Here is a 13,595-nt window from a genome sequence, read left to right as displayed (position 1 = left end):
ATGACTATCTATCGCATCGACATCCGCCACCAGGGCAAGCTGCTCGGCCACTTCGAATCCGCCACGCCCTGGTCGCTGCAGGCAGCGCGCCAGGTCGCCGCCACCCTGGACGCCGCCGGCGGCTACCAGCTCGATGTCCAGGTGGCGCGCGAGGAGCGGCGCCTGATCGAGAGCGGGCCGGCCGGCATGCGCCTGGTCAGCAGCGAACCGCTATTCGTGGCCGCCACGCTCGACGCATGAACATACAGGGAAAGAGCGCAGCCGAGATCTTCGACTGCGTACGCGCCCTGACCCAGGGCGGCCAGGCCGTGGCCGGCGATTCCCTCCCGCCGGTGCGCGAGCTGGCGCTCGCGCTGGGCGTCAACCGCAATACCGTCGCCGCGGCCTACCGGCGCCTGGTGACGGCCGGGATCGCGGTCACCCAGGGCCGCCTGGGCACGGTGATCCGCAACCAGTACGCGCCGGGCGAGCAGGAAGGCGCGCTGGCCGGCAGCCCGCTGCTGGACCTGGCGAGCGGCAATCCGAACCCATGCTGGCTGCCCGACCTGGCCGCTGCCCTGGCGGCCAGGCCGTATCGGGCGCGCCTGTACGGCGAGCCGACCGTCGGTGCGGCGCTGGAAAGCCATGTCCGCGGCTGGCTGGCGCCCGATTGCCCAACCGGCTTCGAGGTCGACCTGACCCATGGCGCGGTCGACGCGCTGGAGCGGCTGCTGGGGCTGGACCTGCTGGCCGGCGACAAGGTGGCGGTCGAGAACCCCTGCTTCCTGAGCAGCATCAATATGCTGCGCAACGCTGGCTTGCAGGCGATCGGCGTCGGCGTCGATGCCGAGGGCATGCTGGCCGACGGACTGGAGCACGCGCTGGCGCGCGGCGCGCAGGCGGTGATCGTCACCCCGCGCGCCCACAATCCGACCGGCTGCAGCCTGAGCGACCGGCGCGCGCGCGCGCTGGCGCGGGTGCTGGCGAAGTACCCGAACGTGCTGGTGATCGTCGACGACCATTTCTCGCTGCTGTCCGGCGTCGCCTACCATTCGCCGATCCCGCGCGGGGCCCGGCGCTGGGCGCTGGTGCGCTCGCTGTCCAAGACGCTCGGCCCCGACATCCGGCTGGCCGCCGTCGCCAGCGACCCGGCGACCTCGCGCCAGCTGCGCCGCCAGCTGGCGCCCGGCACGGGCTGGGTCAGCCATCTGCTGCAGGACATCGCCGAAGCCGCCCTGACCAGTCCCGCCAATGTCGCGCTGTTCGCCAGGGCGCGCGACGACTACCTCGCGCGCCGGCGCCAGCTCGAAGCGGCGCTGCGGGCCCGGGGCATCGACCATGTGGCCGGCGGCGATGGGCTCAACCTGTGGATTCCCGTGGATGGCGACGACCGCGCCATCGCGCTGTCGCTGGCGCGCCAGGGTTGGCTGGTGCGCCATGGCGAAGGCTTCGCGGCCGGGGCCGAGGTCAAGGGCTTGCGCATCACCATTTCCACCATCGAAGCGGGCCAGTGCGAGCGCCTCGCACTGCAGATCAGGCAAGGCATCGACTGTGGCGACGGCCGCGCCAGGGCGCCGGAGGCCTGACCTGGCGCGGCGTCAGCCCGCCCGCATGCCGGGAGGCGCCGCATCGAGCGCGTCCGCGATCTCGCGGTAGCCGTACAGCAGCGCCAACGCATGCGGCGTCAGTCCCGCATGCGACACCAGATCGCGCCGTGCGCCGGCGTCGACCAGCACCTGCGCCGCCTCCGCATGGCCATGCCACACCGCGTCATGCAGGGCGCTCAGGCCGTTGTAGTCGCCCTGGGCGTCGATCTCGAGCGCCTGCCCGCCAGCCTGGCGCCAGTCGAGCAGCACGCGCAGCGCATCGGCATGACCGAAATAGGCGGCTTCGTGGGCAGCGGTCGCCTTCATCGGGCCGTTCACCAGGCGCATGTCGGCGCCGCCCTCGAGCAGCGCGCGCACCACCCGCGCATGGCCCAGGCGCGCCGCCATGCCAAGCGGCGTGCAATCGTCGTCGGCACCGCCCACGATGGGCGTGCGCTCATCCACCGGATGGCCCGCCGCCAGCAGCCGGCCCACCTCGCCATGGTTGCCTTCCCTGACCGCGCGCATCAGCGCCTGCCCTCCGATACGGGCCGCGTCGCCGGCATCGCGCGCTTCGATCGATCCCGCGATGGCATCCAGCCCATCCTCGCGCGCCAGGTCGAGCGCGGTTTGCGCCGCATGGTTCACCGGCGTGGTGCGCGCGCCGCCGTCGAGCAGTGCGCGCACCACCTCATGGTGCTTGTGCAGCACAGCATCCATCAGCGCCGTATTGCCGACACTGGGCGACTGCTGGTCGATGAAGGCGCCATGCGCCAGCAACACACGCACCACGTCGGCATTGCCCGACTGGGCCGCCTTGTGCAGGGCGCTCGCGCCCATGCGCGAGTCGAGCGCATGGACGTCGGCGCCCGCCGCCAGCAGCAGCTCCACTGCCTGGGTATGCCCCAGGCCCGCCGCCACCATCAGCGGCGTGAACCCTTCGGGATTGCGCACGCCTGGATCGGCACCATCGAGCAGTTGCGCGCGCAGCGCCGCGAGATCGCCGGCGCGGATGGCCAGGTCGACGCTCATGCCGCCTCCAGGCCGGCCAGGAACTTCAGCAATTCGGCGTTCAGCCGCCCGGCTGCCTCGTGCTGGACCCAGTGGCCGGCTTCCTCGATCCGCACCTGGCCGACCAGTCCGGGCTGCGAACGCCGCATCTCTTCGATCAAAGGCGCGTCGCCGTGCAGGAAACGGCACAGGCCGTCGGCCGCGCCCCAGACGTACAACGACGGCTGCCGTATCACGGCATCCTTGTAGGCAGCCATCAGTTCGAAGGTGAGCGGCAAGGCCCGGTAATGATTCAGGCCGCCGCGAAACCCGGTCTTGTCGAAAGCGGCAATCGTGCGTTGCACGTAGTCCGGATCGGCCCACGCCGGCAGCGCCGCCGGCACCGGGCGCAGCAGGCTGCGCGCGGGATCGATCGGGTCCCAGCGCTGGCCTGGCGGCGGGCTGGCCGACGCCCAGTACAAGATTGCTCGAATCGACTGCGCCGCCGGCGCGAACAGGGACTCGCGCCCTGGCTTGATCCACTCAAGCGCATAGTAGCGCTCACCCAGGTCCTTGTCGCGCAGTCCGCTCCAGGTATCGACCTCGCCGCGCGGCGCGTACGGGATGCTGATGCTGACCAGGGCCTTGACGCGGTCGGGCCGCAGCAGCGCCGCGCGCTGGGCATGGTCGGCGCCCCAGTCGTGGCCGACGATGACGGCGCTGTCGATGTCGAGCGCATCGAGCACGCCGACCAGGTCGCCCACGATGTGCAGCGCGCTATATTGGCTCGCGTCCGGCGGCGCGAAGCTGTCGCCGAAACCGCGCACGTCGAGCGCCACGGCGCGATAACCGGCCATGGCCAGCGCCCGCATCTGGCTGCGCCAGGTCGCGGCGGTGTCGGGAAAACCATGGCAGAAGAGGACCGCCGGTCCGGCGCCCTGCTCGATCACATGGAACGATTCGCCATTGATGCGCAGCTGGAGGGACCGGACTGGCGGCTCCCCGGATGGAACGGATGATACGGATGCGGACGACATGCAGGCATTCTCCTCTCGGGCCGGGCGGCGCGCGGCAAGGCCCTGGACCGACGACAAGTTAACATTCGCGAGCGAGTGTACGTGTACCGCCGGGTCGGCGGCGCGCGCATCGCCGCCGTCACGGGGCGCCGCGCCGGCGCCGGTAGGCGATCCGCGCCGGCAGCGTCAGCACGACCCGCGTGCCGCGCGTGTTTTTCTGCCCCGCGCCCTGGATGTCCAGCCTGGCGCCGATGCGCTCGGCGCGTTCGCGCATGCCGCGCAGGCCCCAGTGGCCGGGCCGGCCCGGTCCGGCGAGCCAGGATGGGTCGATGCCGATGCCGTCGTCCGTCACGGTGAGAATGAAGGCCGCGCGCCGGTAGGCCAGCTCTACGCTCACTTGGCCCGCGCGGGCGTGGGCGCAGGCGTTGCGCAGCGCTTCGTGGCCGATCCGGTGCACCTCGTCCAGGATGGCCGGCTGCATCGCCCGCGGCGTGCCGGCGGTCACAAACACGAAGCGGGTTCCACCCTGCGCCGCCAGTTCATCGCCCGCCGACGCCAGGGCCTCGTGCAGTTCGCGCGTGTCGGCCGGACCGCCGCGCAGCTCGCGCACACGGTCGCGCCCCTCGACCAGCACCGCGTCGGCGCGCGCCAGCGCCTGCTCCATGTGGGCCCGCGCCGGCATCTCCGGCGGCAGCATGTCGGCCGCCGCCTGGAACCGCAGCACCAGTCCGTGCACGCCCTGCAGCAGGGTGTCGTGCAGCTCGCGCGCGATGCGCTCGCGCTCGCGGTGGCGTTCGTGCAGGCGGTCGCGCACGCGCTCGGCGGCGCGCCGCGCGGCGGCCCGGTAGGCCAGCCACATGGCGGCCAGCAGCGACAGGCCGGCGCCCAGCAAGAAGAGCGGGTGACGGTAGAAGGCTTGCGTGACCCGAAACACGAACACGGCTTCGTGCGGGCTCGGCACGCCGTCCTTGTTCAGTGCGACCAGGCGAAAGCGGTAGTCGCCCGGCGCCAGGCCGGTATAGATGGCCTGGCGCGCGCGGCCGGCATCGAGCCAGCGCGTGTCGAAGCCGTCGAGCCGGTAACGGAAGCTGAGGCGCTCGGGCGCGTCCAGGCTCGGGGCCGTGTAGTCGATGGCGATGCGCTGCGCCTCCGGTCCCAGGCTGAGCGGCGATGCGAGGGACACTTCGGCGCCATCGACGCTGACCGCCTCGATCGCGGCCACCGGGCCGGGCTCCGCCGGCGGCAGGCGCGCCGGATCGAGCGAGGCCACGCCGCCGCTGGTCGAGAACCACAGGCGGCCATCGCCGCCGCGCACGGCGGTCGGCAGCGGCAGCACCTGGTGCGGATCGTTGGCCAGGCCGCCCAGCGCATCGAAGGAGCGGTAGCGCAGGCGATAGCCGGGCGTGTCCAGCGCGCGCCCCAGCTCGGCCGCCTCGAGCTGGAAGATGCCGGCCCGGGCATGCAGCCACAAGCCGGCCCCGGCTCCGCCGTCCACGGGGACGATGGCATACACATTGTCGAACATGCCGTCGTCCGGCAGCGGCAGCCGGCGCAGGCGCCCCGCCTCGACCCAGGCCAGCCCGTGCTGGCCGCCGATCCAGGTGCGGCCGGCGTGATGGGCCAGCGCCGTGACGTGGCCGATGTCCGTCGTCCAGCGCAGGGTCTCGCCGCCGCGGCGCGCTTCCAGCAGGCCGTCGCGGTAGCCGAACCACAGCCAGCCGTCGGGCGCGGCCAGCGCGCTGACCGGCATGCGCTGGCTGTCGCGCGTGGAACTGGCCGGCATGCGCTCCCAGCGCCCCGCCGCATGGCGGAACAGGCCGGCCTTGTCGAGCGAGACCCACAGGCGGCCTTGGGCGTCGCGCGCCATGGCGCGCACCCGGGCCCGGGCGCCAGCCGCGGGCAGCCCGGCGACGCGTTCGAGCCGCGCGCCGCGCGAGCGCCAGATGCCGGCCGGCCCGGCCATCCAGACCGCGCCGTCGGCGTCGCGCATGGCGCTGTCGACCGGCGCCGGCATCGCCAGCGCCTGCACGCGTCCATCCTGCAGCCGCAGAGCGGTGCCGACGCGCGGCCCGCCCCACAGGCTGCCGTCGTCGCCGGCGGCCAGCGCCAGGTTCTGCGCGCCGGCCGGGAACGCCGCCGGCGCCAGGATGCGCGGCCGAAAGCGGTCCAGGCCGGCATTGGTGCCGACCCACAGGTTGCCGGCGCCGTCGGCGTGCAGCTTCGATACGAAGTCCGAGCTCAGGCCCTGCTGCGCGGTGAAGCGGGTGGCGCCGGCCAGCGCCGCCAGGCCGTCGGGGCGCGCGACGTGGAGCAGGCCGCGGCCCATCAGGCCAATCCACAGGCCGCCGGCGGCGTCGAACGCGAGAGCGGTGGCCGGCGCGTCGATCCGCGTCGTGGCCTGCGTGCCGCTACCAGGCATCACCCGATGCAGTCGGCTGCCATGGCGTTCGCTCAGCCATAGAGCCCCATCCGGCGCCTGCGCGATCTGGCCGGCGCCCTCCAGCGCCAGGCCGGCATCGACAAAGCGGTCGGCGCCGTCGCGCAGGTAGTACAGCCGGCGTTCGCTGGCGGCCCACAGCACGCCATCGCGGTCGACGAATACGGCGTGCGCGCCACCATCGTCGAAGCCCTGCGCGGGACCGAAGCGCCGCCAGGCGCCATCCAGGCGACGCGCCAGGCCGTCCCCGGCCGCGGCCCACAGCGCGCCGCGGCGGTCTTGCGCGAGGCCGAACACCACCCCGCCAGGTGCGCCGGGGCCGCACTCGCGCGCCAGCGCCCGGCCCGGGCGCAGCGGCGCCACGCCGCCGCTGCGCAAGCCGACCCACAAGGCCTCGCCGCGCGCCAGCAGCGACGAGACGATGACGGGCGCGCCGCGCGCTTCGGGCGCCTGGGGCCGGAAGCGCAGGCCGTCGAAGCGGACCAGCGAATCGTTGGTGCCGAGCCAGAGATAGCCATCTGCGCCATGGGCGATCGCCCCGACCTGGCTCGGCCCGCCGTCGGCGGACAGCCAGCGCCGGTGGTCCAGGCGTTCGGGCGCCCCATCCTGCACGGCCGCATGCGCGCCGCCCATGGCCAGCAGCGGCAGCACGATCGACAGCACCGCCAGCAGGCGCCGGAAGGCTTCGCAATGTTGCAGGATATTCATTGCTCGATCTTAACATCGGGGCTGGGCAGTCGATGCAGGCGGCATGAACGTGAAAAATGCGGCGAGCCCGCAAAAAACCGATGACAGGCAATAGTGACAAATGTCAATATGGCATCCTGACCGCATACGTATTGACATCCAATACCAGAGACCAACGCCTGCCATGCATTCATTGACGACTCTGCTGACCAGATATGCCGCACGACTGCTGCACCGCTGCCTGCCGCTGGCCTGCCTGGCGGGTGCGCCGGCCTTGGCCCTCGACCCGAACCTGCGCCTGGCCAATTACCATCACACGACGTGGACCGCCAAGGAAGGCGCCCCCGCCCGCATCGGCACCATGGCCCAGACCCGCGACGGCTGGCTGTGGCTCGGTACGCAGTCGGGCCTGTACCGCTTCGACGGCATCACCTTTTCCAAGTTCGTCGCGGTCGACGGTTCCAGGCTGCTGGCGACGTCGATTTCAAACCTGTACGCGCAGGAAAATGGCGATCTGCTGATCGGGTACATCATGGGCGGCTTGAGCGTACTGCGCAACGATACCGTCGTGCACCTGCGCGAACTTGGCGAGATGCGCGCAAGCTACCAGGCTGACATCGATGTCGATGGCAGCCTGTGGGTCGGCGCTACTGGCGGACTGCACCGCTACCGGGCCGGCGCCTGGACCACGTTCGGTGCCGCCCAGGGATTTGCCGGGCCGAACGCCACCAATGTCACGCTGGACCACTACGGCCGACTGTGGACCAATGATGGCGAGCACCTCTACCTGTTCGATCGTGCGCTGCAGCGCTTCACGCGCTACGACCTGCCGGGCGGCGCCAGCGCCATCGTCCCCTCGCCGGACGGCCGGGTCTGGCGCGGCGTCGGCGGCGAATGGCAAGCCTTGCCCTTGCCGCCGAAGACGGCGCCGGTCCCCATGCCCGCATGGCGCGCACCATCGGCATCGGCGGGCGGCCTGTTCGACCGCAATGGCAATCACTGGGCGCTGCGTTGCCCCGTTGGCCTGTGCCACACGACAGCGTCGCGACTGCGCGGCATCGATCGCTTCCAGGCCGAGGCGGTGGCGACCGATCGCCTCGACCAGCCCTGGCAACTCAGCAACCTGGCGCCAACCTCCATCCTGGAGGACCAGGAAGGCAATATCTGGGTTGGCACCCAGGCCGGGCTCGAGCGGTTTCGCCACAACAAGCTGATCACGGTGCCGCTACCAGCCAACGAGAGCTGGTTCGACGTGTTCACGGACCAGGACGGCCGGGCCCTGTTGCACTCCCGGTCGCGCGGCCACCTGTTCCCGGCAGGCGCCGCGACGTTCGGCAAACAGGCCGCGCGGGTGGAGATGGCATCCGGCTGGGACGGCGGCCTGCTGCGCGCGGATCACCTCGGGGTTACCCATGTGCTGGATGGCGCATCGACCTTCATCCCGTACCCGCGCGAGGCAGACGGTACGCCGGTCGGCAAGATGCCGACGCTCGTGCAGGGCCAGCGTGACGAGTTGTGGCTGACCTTCCGCGGCAAGGGCCTGTTTCACTTCCACAAAGGGAAATGGACGTCGGCCGCGGCCTATGGCGTGCCACGCGGCTTGATGGGCCTGTCGAAGGCGCCCGACGGCGCGGTCTGGATCGGTTTCCGCGATGGCAGCATCATCCGCTTCGACGAGGGCAAGACCAGCCGCTTCAACGTCGGCGACCCGGCCGGCTTCGGTCCGATCATCCACATCGACGCCAGCGATGGCATCGTGCTGGCCGGTGAAGAATGGCTGGCGGTGCTCGACCAGGGCCGCGTCCGGAAATTGCGCAGTGCCGATCCGGAGGCACTGGCGGGCATCAGTGGACAGATCGTCGGCGCCGACGGCGAGCGCTGGTTCAACGGACGCCGCGGCGCGGTGCAGGCGAAGGCCCAGGCATGGAAGCGTGCCCTGGCCAATCCCGATGCGCTGCTCGAGGTAAGGGTGTTCGACAATCTCGACGGCTATCCGGGAACGGCGGTCGCCTTGCCGAACATGTCAACCGCGGCCAGTTCGCGCGATGGGCGCCTGTGGTTCGTCGGCAGCGAAGGCGTAGCCTACCTCGATCCGGCGCGCATCCACCGCAATACCGTTGCGCCGGCGGTGGTGATCGCGCCGCTCGACGTGGCCGGCGCGCGCCGGCGCCCGGACGGCGGCCTGACCCTGCCCCCGAACACCACCGGCCTGCGCCTCGACTACACCGCGCTCAGCTACGCGATGCCGGAGCGCCTGCGCTTTCGCTACCGCCTCGACGGCGTGGACCGCGACTGGCAGGACGCCGGCAGCCGGCGCATGGCCTTCTATACCCGGCTCGATCCCGGCGCCTACCGCTTCCGGGTGATGGCCTTCAACGAGGATGGCGTGCCGAGCGAGCGCGAAGCGAGCATCGCCTTCGACATCGCGCCGACGCTGGTCCAGACCTGGTGGTTCCGGCTGGCGTGCGGCCTGGCCCTGCTGTTGCTGGCGGCCGCCGTGTTCAGGTGGCGCACGCGCATGCTGGCGCGCCGCTACGCCCAGCGCTACCGCGAACGGCTGGCCGAACGCGAGCGCATCGCGCGCGCCCTGCACGACAGCCTGCTGCAGAACGTGCAGGGCCTGGTGCTGCGCCTGAACACGGCGCTGCTGCGCATGACGAAAGGCAGTGCGGCGCATGGCGACATCGAAGCGATCCTGGACCAGGCCGACGCCGTCATGACCGAGGCGCGCGAGGAGCTGGCCGACCTGCGCGCCCAGCCGGGCCCGGCGGCGCAAGACCTCGGTCCGGCGCTGGCGGCGTTCGGGCAGGCGCTGCAGGAACAGTGCGGCCCGCGCTTCGCGCTACAGATCGTGGGCACGCCGCGCCGGCTGGCCGACGTCGCCCATCACGAGCTGTACACGCTTGGCCGCGAAGCCTTGTTCAATGCCTTCCGCCACGCGGAGGCGGACCGGATCGAGGTCGAACTGGGCCATGGCGGCGAATCCTTCACGCTGACGGTGCGCGACGATGGCCGCGGCATCGATCCGGCCATCCTGTGCGCGGGCGGGCGCGGTGGACACTGGGGCTTGCCGGGCATGCGCGAACGGGCCTGCGCGCTGGGCGGCACGCTGGAGGTGTCCACGCCGGCGCAGGGCGGGACCGCGATCGTGGTGCGGATCCCGGCGCGCATCGCCTATGCGCGGCCCGCCAGGCCGCGGCTGCACCAGCGCCTGCTGGGGCTACTGGGCAGGCCCGCGACCAGCTAGCACCTAGCTACACGCGCTCGATCGCCAGCGCGATGCCCTGCCCCACCCCCACGCACATGGTGCACAGCGCGAAGCGCCCGCCGCTGCGCTGCAGCTGCCAGGTGGCCGTCGTTACCAGGCGCGCGCCGCTCATGCCCAGCGGATGGCCGAGCGCGATGGCGCCGCCGTTCGGGTTCACGCGCGGATCGTCGTCGCGCAGGCCGAGCTGGCGCAGCACGGCCAGGCCCTGCGAGGCAAACGCTTCGTTCAGCTCGATCAGGTCGAACTGGTCCAGCGTCATGTCCAGCTGGCGCAGCAGCTTCTGCACCGCCGGCACCGGACCGATGCCCATCACGCGCGGCGCCACGCCGGCGCTGGCCATGCCGATCACGCGCGCACGCGGCGTGAGGCCATAGGCACGCACCGCTTCCCCGTTGGCCAGCAGCAGCGCGCAGGCGCCGTCGTTGACGCCGGACGCATTGCCGGCGGTGACGGTGCCGTCGGCGCGCACCACCGGCTTGAGCTTGCCGAGCGTCTCGAGGCTGGTCGCGCGCGGATGCTCGTCGCGGCTCACCTGCAGCGGCTCGCCTTTCTTCTGGGGGATCACGACCGGCACGATCTCCTGCTCGAAAGTGCCGTCCTCCTGCGCGCGCGCGGCGCTGGCCTGGCTGCGCAGGGCAAAGGCATCCTGGTCGGCGCGGCTGATGCCATAGTCGTCGGCGACGTTTTCCGCCGTCTCGGGCATCGCATCGGTGCCGTACACCTGCTTCATCGACGGGTTCGGGAAACGCCAGCCGATGGTGGTGTCGTAGATCGTGCTGTTGCGCGAGAAGGCGCTGTCGGCCTTGCCCATCACGAACGGCGCGCGCGTCATCGATTCGACGCCGCCGGCGATCATCAGGCGCGCTTCGCCGCTGCGGATGGCGCGCGCGGCGATGCCGACCGCGTCCAGGCCCGAGCCGCACAGGCGGTTGACGGTAGACCCGGGCACTTCCTGCGGCAGCCCGGCCAGCAGGGCCGACATGCGCGCGACGTTGCGGTTGTCCTCGCCGGCCTGGTTGGCGCAGCCATAGATCACGTCGTCGACGGCATTCCAGTCCACACCCGGGTTGCGGCGCATCAGTTCGCGGATCGGGATCGCGCCCAGGTCGTCGGCGCGCACGTCCTTCAGGGCGCCGCCGTAGCGGCCGATCGGGGTGCGGATGGCATCGCAGATGAATGCGTCGGTCATGCTGATTCTCCTCCAGTCAATCCTTCGTTCAAAGCGGGCAGCAGCGGCGCCGCGGTCACGGCCTGCAGGTCGGCCAGGGTGAGGCCGGGCGCCATCTCGCGCACCCGCAAGCCGTCGGGCGTGACGTCGATCACGGCCAGGTCGGTATAGATGCGGCTCACGCACGCCACGCCGGTCAGCGGATAGCTGCACGCCTCGACCAGCTTGCTTTCGCCGGTCTTGGTCTGGTGGTCCATCATGACGAACACCTGCTTGGCGCCGATCGCCAGGTCCATCGCGCCGCCGACGGCGGGGATCGCATCCGGCGCGCCGGTATGCCAGTTGGCCAGGTCGCCATTGGCCGCCACCTGGAAGGCGCCCAGCACGCAAATGTCCAGGTGGCCGCCGCGCATCATGCCGAACGAATCGGCATGGTGAAAATAGGCGCCGCCGGTGAGCAGGGTCACCGGCTGCTTGCCGGCGTTGATCAGGTCTTCGTCTTCCTCGCCCGGCGCCGGGGCCGGTCCCATGCCGAGCAGCCCGTTCTCGCTGTGCAAGAAGACCTCGCGCTCGGGCGGCAGGTAGTTGGCGACCTTGGTCGGCAGGCCGATGCCGAGGTTCACATAAGCGCCTTCGGGGATGTCGCGCGCGACGCGCTCGGCCATCTGTTCGCGGCTGTAACGGTTCATGCTGCCTCCTTGACGACGCGTTGGACGAAGATGCCCGGGGTGACGATGGTTTCCGGGTCGAGCTCTCCCAGTTCCACGATCTGGCCCACCTGGGCGATGGCGACCTTGGCGGCGGTGGCCATGATCGGCCCGAAATTGCGGGCCGTCTTGCGGTACACGAGGTTGCCCCAGCGGTCGCCCTTCAACGCCTTGATCAGGGCGAAGTCGGCGCGCAGCGGCGTCTCGAACACATAGCCGCGGCCATCGATGATGCGGCTCTCCTTACCCTCGGCCAGCAGGGTGCCGTAGCCGGTGGGAGTGAAGAAGCCGCCGATGCCGGCGCCGGCGGCGCGGATGCGCTCGGCCAGGTTGCCTTGCGGGGTCAGTTCCAGCTCGATCTCGCCGGCGCGGTACAGGGCGTCGAAATGGTGGGAATCGGCCTGGCGCGGGAACGAGCACACGATCTTGCGCACCCGTTTCGCCTTGATCAGCGCGGCCAGGCCGGTCTCGCCATTGCCGGCATTGTTGTTGACGATGGTAAGTTCGCGCGCGCCCTGGGCCAGCAGGGCGTCGATCAGGCTGGAGGGCATGCCGGCGTTGCCGAAGCCGCCGATCATGATGGTGGCGCCATCCGGGATGTCGGCCACCGCGCGTTCGAGCGTGTCGCAGGTTTTATCGATCATGGTGCAGGTCTCGTCGTGATAGGTTATCCGAGTGTTCGATTATCGGACATATGTTCGATAATCGGACTTCAGTGTATGCTTGCGACGGTCTACCGGTCAAGCCGAAATTCGTTTCAGCCGTCGAGCCTCGATTACAATTCCGTCATGTCCATGCCCCCTGCCCCGTTGGCGCGCACCGCTGCCGAAGAGATCGACGCCCTGTCCGATCCCGATTTCATGACTTCGCTGGCGCGCGGGCTGGCCGTGCTGCGCGCGTTCTCCGACGCGCCGGGCGTCCAGACCATCGCCCAGCTCAGCCAGCGCACCGGCATCCCGCGCGCCGCCGTGCGGCGCTGCCTGCACACCCTGCGCCAGCTCGGCTACGTCGACGCGGAACTGAACAACTACAGCCTGCGCCCGAAGGTGCTGGCGCTGGGCCATGCCTACCTGGCGTCGACGCCATTGACGACGTCGGCCCAGCCCTGCCTCGACGAACTCAGCGCCAGGCTGGGCGAATCGAGTTCGCTCGCGGTGCTGGAAGACGACCAGGTGCTGTACGTGGCGCGCGCCTCGGCGTCGCGGGTGATGTCGGTGTCGCTCGGCGCCGGCAGCCGCCTGCCGGCCTACTGCACCTCGCTGGGCCGGGTACTGCTGGCCCACTTGCCGCCGCCCGAACTGGACGCTTATCTGGCGCGGACCGATCTCGCGCCGCGCACCGAATACACGGTGACCGACCGCGACCTGCTGCGCGCCGTGCTGGCGCAGGTGCGCGAACAAGGCTATGCGCTCAATAACGAAGAACTGGAACTGGGCCTGCGTTCGATCGCGGTGCCGGTGCGTGGTCAATCGGGGCGGGTGCTGGCGGCGCTGAACGTCGGCGCCCAGGCGACGCGGGTGTCGGCCGAGCGGATGGCCGACGACTTCCTGCCGGTGCTGCTGGACAGCGCGCGCGAGTTGGCGATGCTCGTTGGCGAGGGGCGGCCTGCCAGGTAGGGGCAAGTGTTGTTCTATGTACATAAATACGGCAAAGATGGTTTTTGGACCACAACCTTGCTGTAAAATAAGTAATTGTTTGACCATCGCGGCGGCATCCATCCGTCCCCCACCCTTTCTCGAGTCGCTAACGTGTCGCGC

10 protein-coding genes are annotated in these 13,595 nt (G+C 70.8%); 4 read left to right on the top strand and 6 right to left on the bottom strand.

Going from position 1 to position 13,595, the window contains the following annotated elements; genetic code table 11:
• Both Q9246_RS18950 and ptsJ read left to right on the top strand, forming a co-directional pair.
• Nucleotides 1–240 (top strand): cytoplasmic protein, encoded by a 240-nt coding sequence (locus Q9246_RS18950; RefSeq protein ID WP_306392258.1) that lies wholly within the window; start codon nucleotides 1–3, stop codon nucleotides 238–240.
• Entirely contained in the window at nucleotides 237–1,565 is a 1,329-nt protein-coding gene (gene ptsJ, locus Q9246_RS18945) for a MocR-like B6 salvage transcription factor PtsJ (protein ID WP_306392257.1), read from the top strand. The genes Q9246_RS18950 and ptsJ overlap by 4 nt, the downstream gene beginning before the upstream one ends.
• A gap of 12 nt (nucleotides 1,566–1,577) precedes the next feature.
• Here the strand turns inward: ptsJ and Q9246_RS18940 are convergent, their stop codons facing one another.
• The 3 genes from Q9246_RS18940 to Q9246_RS18930 all read right to left on the bottom strand — a co-directional run bounded on the left by Q9246_RS18940 (nucleotide 1,578) and on the right by Q9246_RS18930 (nucleotide 6,716).
• On the bottom strand, nucleotides 1,578–2,597 hold the full coding sequence (locus Q9246_RS18940) for an ankyrin repeat domain-containing protein (protein WP_306392256.1): 1,020 nt from the start codon (nucleotides 2,595–2,597) through the stop codon (nucleotides 1,578–1,580).
• Nucleotides 2,594–3,592, bottom strand: a complete 999-nt coding sequence (locus Q9246_RS18935) for an alpha/beta fold hydrolase (protein ID WP_306392255.1) — start codon at nucleotides 3,590–3,592, stop codon at nucleotides 2,594–2,596. Before Q9246_RS18935 ends, Q9246_RS18940 begins: the two co-directional genes overlap by 4 nt.
• A gap of 118 nt (nucleotides 3,593–3,710) precedes the next feature.
• Entirely contained in the window at nucleotides 3,711–6,716 is a 3,006-nt protein-coding gene (locus tag Q9246_RS18930; RefSeq protein WP_306392254.1) for a sensor histidine kinase, read from the bottom strand.
• A 163-nt stretch (nucleotides 6,717–6,879) separates the two neighbouring features.
• Here Q9246_RS18930 and Q9246_RS18925 point away from each other — a divergent pair, with 163 nt between their 5' ends.
• A complete protein-coding gene (locus Q9246_RS18925; protein ID WP_306392253.1) occupies nucleotides 6,880–9,942 on the top strand; it encodes a sensor histidine kinase in 3,063 nt (1,020 codons plus the stop codon).
• A gap of 7 nt (nucleotides 9,943–9,949) precedes the next feature.
• Here the strand turns inward: Q9246_RS18925 and pcaF are convergent, their stop codons facing one another.
• Genes pcaF through Q9246_RS18910 form a run of 3 tightly spaced genes read right to left on the bottom strand, consistent with a single transcriptional unit; the run spans nucleotide 9,950 to nucleotide 12,482 of the window.
• Nucleotides 9,950–11,152 carry a 3-oxoadipyl-CoA thiolase gene (pcaF, locus tag Q9246_RS18920; RefSeq protein WP_306392252.1) on the bottom strand — a complete coding sequence of 401 codons (1,203 nt, stop codon included), beginning with the start codon at nucleotides 11,150–11,152 and terminating at the stop codon, nucleotides 9,950–9,952.
• On the bottom strand, nucleotides 11,149–11,820 hold the full coding sequence (locus Q9246_RS18915; protein WP_306392251.1) for a CoA transferase subunit B: 672 nt from the start codon (nucleotides 11,818–11,820) through the stop codon (nucleotides 11,149–11,151). Before Q9246_RS18915 ends, pcaF begins: the two co-directional genes overlap by 4 nt.
• On the bottom strand, nucleotides 11,817–12,482 hold the full coding sequence (locus Q9246_RS18910; RefSeq protein ID WP_306392250.1) for a 3-oxoacid CoA-transferase subunit A: 666 nt from the start codon (nucleotides 12,480–12,482) through the stop codon (nucleotides 11,817–11,819). The genes Q9246_RS18915 and Q9246_RS18910 overlap by 4 nt, the downstream gene beginning before the upstream one ends.
• Before the next feature lie 144 nt (nucleotides 12,483–12,626).
• Here Q9246_RS18910 and Q9246_RS18905 point away from each other — a divergent pair, with 144 nt between their 5' ends.
• Nucleotides 12,627–13,454 carry an IclR family transcriptional regulator domain-containing protein gene (locus tag Q9246_RS18905; protein ID WP_306392249.1) on the top strand — a complete coding sequence of 276 codons (828 nt, stop codon included), beginning with the start codon at nucleotides 12,627–12,629 and terminating at the stop codon, nucleotides 13,452–13,454.
• Nucleotides 13,455–13,595: the final 141 nt, after the last annotated feature.

The sequence above is a fragment of the Telluria beijingensis genome, assembly GCF_030770395.1.
Lineage (GTDB): Bacteria > Pseudomonadota > Gammaproteobacteria > Burkholderiales > Burkholderiaceae_D > Telluria > Telluria beijingensis.
The sequence above is the reverse complement of the archived record's forward strand: the minus strand, read 5'-3'. Positions and strand labels throughout refer to the sequence as shown.